Origin of the sequence: Sphingobium xenophagum NBRC 107872 (assembly GCF_000367345.1) — a bacterium.
Taxonomy (GTDB): Bacteria; Pseudomonadota; Alphaproteobacteria; order Sphingomonadales; family Sphingomonadaceae; genus Sphingobium; species Sphingobium xenophagum.
On sequence record NZ_BARE01000115.1, the window covers coordinates 1 to 2,911 of the forward strand.

The window sequence follows — 2,911 nt, forward strand, 5'->3', positions numbered from 1 at the left end:
GCCTTATTTTCTTGTCTCTTGACGGAATCATTAAAAATATAAAATTTGCTCACAAGCGCATTGTGCTGCTGAATTCTCTCGTTCGCTTCAAGCTCAAGATGTTCAGTTCGTTCTGTTAGGGATTCGATTTTTATCTTATGCTTGCGAAGATTTTCACCCATTTGCTGCTGCTTGCAGAGCAAGTCTGCCTGCTCATTCAATTGCCGAACGACGGACATCACTTCTTGGCGCGCCAGATCCGAAAGTTCTTTCTCTGATGCGCCGTGAAGGCGCATTTCGAGCTCTCGCACCACCATGCGGTTGGCAGCGATATTGCCTACGCCCAAAGTGAAAAGATACTTGGCGGCTTCAGCTAGGCGTGTCTGAAACTCAAACGAAATTTTCTGCGCTTGCGTCCCTAACTGCACCGCTTCGGCCAACTCGACACCAGCTTCCTGAAGGCCCTCGATAGCTTCCTTTTTTTTGTCGTTGAAAAGGCTCCATCCTGCAGAAAGCTTACGGGCGGCCTGAGCGCGCTTCTCGGCCTTCCCCGCGGTTTCCAGTGCCTTTTTTACTCCGGCATCTAGTTCGTTTAGTTTGCCAATTTGGCCCTCAATTATTTCAGGGAGTTTTGCTTCGTCGATACCAAAATGGATATCTTCTAAATCGGAGGTGTCGCTAAATTTCTCTGAGCTTTCAGTCACGCCAATCAGGTCCACTTGAGGAGGTCGTTAATATCGTCAATGAGTCCGGGGTTTTTGTCTTGAACACTCTCTCGCAACTGGCCTATGCGGGATAGAGACGCTCGATTTGCGACCGAAGCCCGGACAAAGATAGCCATGGATTGCTTCATTGTCTCCTCGGTCTCCCGCAAGCAGGTCTCCGTTCGCTCGGCTGTCTGCCATGCATCCGCCTGCCAAAAGGCTGCCTTGGCATTTGCCCAATGCAGTTGCTCACTCAGCACCGCGATACGCTCATCCCGCAACCGTTCGCGTTGGAAGCCCATCGACACGTCAGAGTACACGGCAATCGAAAAGCGGCCAAGGCCCACAAAGTTCACACGCAGCAGCAACTGCGCCCCAAACGTTACCATATCGACGGATTTTGATCCCGCACGTATGGCTGCATCTGCAAGATCGACAGCCACGAACGTACCGCTTGAGATGGTAAGCATCCGCGTTATTGTACGATTTTTCCATGGCAGCGTCTTTTCCCAATCAACACCCTCGAAAGATCGTTTTACCTTCACCTCATCAACTAAGCGGCGAATAAAGTAAAAAGCACGCACGAGTATTTCATTGACCATGACGGGTAAGGATTGACGTCCCAACTCGTAAGAGGCCGCTATTTCACCACGTAGGTCGAATTTTTCTTTTTCAAATATACGTTTTATCTTTGATGGTAATCCTGAATTATTCAGTCCGGGAATCGTTGAAATTTCTTTAAGCAGGGACACGATAGGGCCGGGAATACCCATACCGGCACCAGCTGTCTTGTTGCTGCCAGACATGTCACTGACCAGATGGAAGAACCAATTGATTGTACCGCAAAAGATTTTTGACAAAGCGTCTGAGCCGATCAGCTCCAGCCCCTTTTCGTCAAGGTTGATAGGCAAGAAGGTGCCTTGTCCGTTTTGGAAATACCCCGTCTTTGTGAATTGGGTCAAAATGGAAAAAAACAAGCCTACTGGGGTTGGGTGATGTGCCAAGTCATCAAGGTGGTGGCTTCTCGCCGAGATGCCAACATCTTGGCCGCTCCAGATGTTGTCGGTAGGTACCGGAAACTTTGCCTCAAGAAATTTAATGGCGTCCTTTAGTCTATCTCCGTTAAAACCCTGCGCCTTGGCCACCCGCATAACGAAATCGTTGACCGTGTGGTTGCTCCATGCTTTGCCTCGTTTGAAGTCGAATTCGCCCACCCAAAATGCATCGATCAAACCCGCCAACAAGCCGCTGCTTACGGCTACCAAGTTGTCGATCTGATCCGCATTGTTGCTGAGTCGGTCAATATTTCGGTCAAGCGCATCAACGCGTTCTTGCTCAGCCTCAAGCTCGCTTTCAGATCGCTTTATGCCAGCCCGAATCCAGTCGGCGGCTGCATGGCCTGAAGATGCTTCCTCGGCAGGAGTTACGCTGAACTCGTACTCTACCTCGATAGCGTCATCGAAAACCTTGATTGCGGGAAAATTCATGTTCAGCCAAGTGTCCCTGTGGAATTTATCTTTAGGGGTCGATTTGTGATCTTCTTTGCCGTTGTGCGGGAGATCGAGTGATCAATTACATGGGCTGACTTTGATAAGAAAGACCATAGCCGCAAAGGACGCGGGCATCCAAGCGGAATGGCGGATGGCGAATAGTCGCGATGGCGCTTTGCGTTCAGCGAGCCAGCAGGGATTTGAGTTTGGCTCCCTCGACTTCCACCCAGTCGAGGATCGCTCCTGCGGCATCAGCCGGTTCAGGGGGGAAGGTCGCGATGTCCCTGAATGTGAAAAAGTCAGAATTGATCCGGTACCAATCGCCTTCTGGCTGCCCCTCCACAGCGGTCAACGAGTCATCCTCTCGATTGGCGAGTTGTATGTAAACTTTTGGGGCGAGGGAAACGGGCACCTCGCCGATGTCTTCCACCCCCTCGGCGTAAAACCCTTCGCCCCTGTCGGGAAACCAGATCCCAGTGGCCAAGAAGGTCCATCCGTCGAAGCGCTCTTCCTCGGCGAGAAATCGGTGAGCGTTGAAGGTGCCTTCTTCCGCGTCTGCCGACGCCCAAATTACCCGGCCATAAAACAGCGCGACCCCGTCGAGCTTCCCGAACATCTCGTTTACGAGCTTCTTGAATGGCTCGACCGTGTCGATGAAGCCGGCGAGCGCCGCATAATCTTTATATTCTGGGTATTCGTCAGCCATTCCGTGGTCCTCAAGAAAAGTTTGGTAGGCGG

Annotated in this window: 3 protein-coding genes; all 3 read right to left on the reverse strand. The window is 51.3% G+C overall.

Annotation, left to right across the window (positions count from 1 at the left end):
• Positions 1-698: hypothetical protein (locus tag SX1_RS22025; protein WP_019054837.1), on the reverse strand; the 698-nt coding region annotated here is incomplete at its 3' end.
• The gene (locus tag SX1_RS22030) at positions 689-2,170 is read right to left on the reverse strand and encodes a hypothetical protein (protein WP_019054838.1); all 1,482 of its coding nucleotides are present in this window, start codon (positions 2,168-2,170) and stop codon (positions 689-691) included. The genes SX1_RS22025 and SX1_RS22030, both read right to left, overlap by 10 nt.
• A 184-nt stretch (positions 2,171-2,354) precedes the next feature.
• Positions 2,355-2,911, reverse strand: a 557-nt coding sequence (locus SX1_RS22035) for a hypothetical protein (RefSeq protein ID WP_026150056.1), incomplete at its 5' end; no start/stop codon positions are given.

Excerpts from the sequence above, each read along its gene's own strand:
- SX1_RS22030 (WP_019054838.1), bottom strand. The coding sequence starts at position 2,170 with ATGAATTTTCCCGCAATCAAGGTTTTCGATGACGCTATCGAGGTAGAG.